This is a genomic window from Candidatus Zixiibacteriota bacterium (assembly GCA_021159005.1).
Taxonomy (GTDB): Bacteria; Zixibacteria; MSB-5A5; order UBA10806; family 4484-95; genus JAGGSN01.
The window spans coordinates 1-4,266 of the sequence record JAGGSN010000093.1; the positions used below are offsets into that span (position 1 = coordinate 1).

The 4,266-nt window shown below is 38.8% G+C and carries 2 protein-coding genes; both read right to left on the reverse strand.

Features of this window, described 5'->3' with window-relative positions; translation table 11 throughout:
* Nucleotides 1-294 precede the first annotated feature (294 nt).
* On the reverse strand, nucleotides 295-2,721 hold the full coding sequence (locus tag J7K40_06130) for a DUF2079 domain-containing protein (protein ID MCD6161974.1): 2,427 nt from the start codon (nucleotides 2,719-2,721) through the stop codon (nucleotides 295-297).
* A 185-nt stretch (nucleotides 2,722-2,906) separates the two neighbouring features.
* Nucleotides 2,907-3,737: a class I SAM-dependent methyltransferase gene (locus J7K40_06135; protein ID MCD6161975.1), complete on the reverse strand. Its 831-nt coding sequence runs from the start codon at nucleotides 3,735-3,737 to the stop codon at nucleotides 2,907-2,909.
* Nucleotides 3,738-4,266 lie beyond the last annotated feature (529 nt).

Sequence of the window (4,266 nt, forward strand, 5' to 3'; positions counted from 1 at the left end):
CCGCCGCCGCGGGGGAATGACGCAAATGGGTAATCATCAAATTAAAATCAATTACTAAAATCTTAGCTCGAAATATTTAACAAAATAAAAGATGAAGTGCCGATGTTTATCGGAGCCGCCCAACATCCCGCTGCTCTATGGGTTATGAAATAAGCAAGCTTCGATTGTTGGGTATTATTTTAAGAACTCTATAAAAAAGCCGGACAGTAGTGAAATACCTTATATGATAAATGCTGTTGGATAGAAACACCTGATAGCACAACAATCCAAAGTCAGACAAGAATATCTGAACTGCTATTCCTTGCGACCCAAAAATCTATCCTTAACAACCAAGCCAATTAAAGCCAACAACAGAAGAATAAATGTCGCTTTAGATATTGCAAAAGCTGCCGTATAAGCTTCATTTTCAAATTTGCACGCAATGGTATGCGAGCCTTTTTTCAAGGGAATTGCTCTAAATGTGAAATCCGCTTTCATAGAGGCAAGCCTTTCGCCGTTCTCGTAGGCTTTCCAAGCGGGATAATAGTTTTCACTTAGGAATAGAAATCCGTCTTCAACCATATCTACATCTACCTTAAAACTGCCATTTTCGATATCATACACTCTTGCCGGCACGACAGGAAATTCCAGAGAATCAGCATATACCGAAGGCGGATTATCCGGCGTCTCTTCCAGTATAACAGTCGATCTGTAATCAAATTTATTATTCCTTATGGTTGATAGTATAGCTTTCTCATCGGAAATAACCTGATACCTGTAAACCGGGAAAGCTCGCGGCAAGGCGGATAAGTTTTCATAAACCATAGTTGCGCCAAATGTTTGGATTATTCTAAACTTATCAGAGGGGAAATACTGCGGCGGCAACTGTTGATTGGTTATTATGTACTTTGTATTCAAAAGGTCCATTACCGGCTGAAGCAATAAGCCGGGGAAATTTCCTTCCCTTTGGACTAATTTCTCGAATGTTGCCAGTTGGTTGCCGTGAAGCATCGACAGCGAAAGTTCCTCGATGCCATGGTATGCCAAATAATAATCGCGCGATGATTTAGGCATCTCTAAAACTCTGAATTGTTCAATTTTCTGTTTGTTTTTAAAATAATCGACAAGCGGTGTTTTAGAATAATAGGATTTTGGGTTAATGTTGATTATGTATTTCGAGTTTAGATGCCACATATATAAAAATGCCATACCCGCCAGCACTACGATTATTATATTTGAACTTACTTTCTTATCGCGATAAAATTTCAACAGCAAAAATATCGCCCAGACAATAACAAGACTTATAAGCGCTCCGACTGTAATATTATCAAGACCCTGCTTTAATATCGACATCTTATTAGAATCGGGAGTATAGCCGAAAACGGCAAACCAGATTTTAAAGAATGTCGATTGTAAAATGATAATCAACATAGCAAAAGCCGTGTAGCCGATTGTAATGTAGGTAAAAACTTGCCAGGTCTTTTTCATCTCCGGCGCGTTATTCTTAACACTGAAAAAGCCCTCCAATCCCATAGCGCCAAGAGTGATAACCGAAAATCCGGTTATAAATGATATTAAGCTCGGCGCTCGAAAACTGCTTATGCCGGGTATAAGATAAAACAGCCTGAACAAAGGCGTATTAGCCCCCAAAGTAAACAGCAAGGTAACGATTGCGGTCCAGAAGAAGAACCATTTGCCTCTCTTTCGCCATAGCCCAATTGCCAATATCGAAAAGAATACGGCTATAAGGCTAATGTGTTCGGAATTCAGCTTGAACGGATTTTTCCCCCAATAAGTAGGCTTTTGCCCCTGTATATTATCACCGCAAAATTCCGGGAAAAATAACGCGGCGGTAGCTTCCTCGAAATGCATCGACCACGAGGTTGAATATTCATAACCCTTGCCTTCCTCGGTTCGGATTGTTCGCATAGAATATTCTTTAAGATACTGGTAGGGAGTCAAGAACTGCACAAGAGAAAGCATCAAACCAAGTATTACCGCACAAATCAATAATACTGCCGGCTTCAACGGGACAGCTTTTTCCTGTCGCCAACGTTGAATAGTTGTAGCTATAAAGTAAACTCCAAATGCCAAAAAAATAAAATAGGCCATCTGCATATGAGGGGATGCAGTTATCAGGAAAATTGTAAACGAAAGCAAAATATAATAAATAAATTTACCTGTGTTCACTCCTTTATGGTAGGCAAAAAACATAAGGGGAGTAAGCGCAATTACAAACATCTTGCCATTGTGCCCGGCATATATAAGCGAAACGAAGTAAGGAGCCATCATATATATCAAACCAAACAAAAAAGCAACTTTACTTCTTATGCCAAGCTCTTTTAAAAACAGGTACATGAAAACGCCGGCTAAAAACAGATGAAGAGCCAGCGTAAAACCCCACGCATAAAATACACCAAATAAAATATAGAATATCAATGTCGGGAAATAGAAGATGTCGCCATGCATACCATCCACAAACGGCATACCGCCATGAATAAAGGGATCCCATACAGGCCAGTTAAGATTGGCGCTGAAGAAATCAGCTAAAAACTGTCTGAAAAAGATATTGCCTGCCATGAGGTCGGTACCGAAAATCAATTTTGAGGTCGAAAACAGCGATTCATGAAATAGGGCGATAGTTGCCAAAAGATATATTCCCAGATAATACCAGACAGGTCTGCCGGGTAAATTCAGGAAGTTGTCATTTTGGGTTTGTTGCTTCTTTTTATTGTTAGTCATATAAGTTCCTCGACATTTAGCATTTTTGAATGATCATCGCCATAAGTATAATATAATTTTTGTAAAAATCACAATGATTTTAGAGGCTTTGAAACAATGATTATCCCGGAGTTACTCAGTTATTGCTTTTGATGAAATGCTCAAGGATATGAACAAGTTTACTCTCTCAATAAAAAATAACCGGCTTAAGACTTACCCTTGACCGCTATGCCAAATAAATCAAGGCTTTTATCAACCATTATTTTCTCTACCCGGAAATCCTCGACACTAAACCTATTTTCAAAGCTTTTATTATCGCCAGAATCTATTTTATTGCTTCTGAGTTTACTTATTAATCGGGCAATTATCGGGTCTATAAATCCGGGGATTAATTGACGTATGCCAATTTTAAGCGCTAATGAAATGAAAAATCCCTGCTTAATACGTTCTGCCTCAATTCGATGAATTTCCTCGGTTGCGCTTACACCGTAAACATCTGCCTTTTCGAATTTGTTAAGTAATAATGCCTTTAGTTCATTGGCATAGTACTCTCTGACATGAAACCTATTCCAGGGTTTCTGACCTGGTTTCAACCTGGTTGCCCTATTGGGCGTAGTGATAAACAATTTGCAGTTTTCTTTCAAAACCCGGTGAAGTTCAGCCACAAAACCGGCGTCATCCTTAATATGCTCGATAACCTGGAATAAAATAATGACATCAAATGTATTGTCGGGAAAAGGAATTGTTTTTCCGTCATACAGCTTGAAAGAACATTTCTCATTACCGTATTTATTATTGGAGTACTCAACTACTTGCTCTTCAACATCAATGCCTACTATTTCTCGGCATGCCTGCGACAGCAAACTTGAACCATACCCCTCGCCAAAACCTACTTCCAAAACTTTGTCATCGTTCTTTAGAAGGCTTTTGACATACTCATAAATAAAATTATGATTTAGAAACTGGATATATTCTGCCAGAGTCTTAATATCATCGGGTACAACCCGCTCGCCGGTCATTTTCAAGTCTTTTACCATCTTTGTCCTCGAATCAAACAGGATTCCATATAATTTCCATTTTAAATATACTCCTCAGTAAGATAATTAGCAACTTCTATATTATAGTGAATACGCCAAATTCAACCCGGATTTTGCAGTTGAATTACAATATAAATTAAAACATACTCCTAAATCCCCCGCCACTGGCGGGGAACTTTGAAATACCATGACAACCCTATAGCTAAAACTGCCTTGAATCCACCACCAGTGACGAGGGACTATTAAATTTCATAATCATATAATGTCACTACTGTTCGGCCTTTTTTATAGAGTTCTTAAAATAATACCCAACAATCGAAGCTTGCTTATTTCATAACCCATAGAGCAGCGGGATGTTGGGCGGCTCCGATAAACATCGGCGCTTCATCTTTTATTTTGTTAAATATTTCGAGCTAAGATTTTAGTAATTGATTTTAATTTGATGATTACCCATTTGCGTCATTCCCCCGCGGCGGCGGGGGAATCCAGGAATCTATTTGCTAAACCAATGGCGGATAGTAAAAATACC

What these genes read in the sequence shown, in the direction of transcription:
- J7K40_06130 (MCD6161974.1), bottom strand. Translation starts at nt 2,721, where the DNA reads ATGACTAACAATAAAAAGAAGCAACAAACCCAAAATGACAACTTCCTG.
- J7K40_06135 (MCD6161975.1), bottom strand. Translation starts at nt 3,737, where the DNA reads ATGGTAAAAGACTTGAAAATGACCGGCGAGCGGGTTGTACCCGATGAT.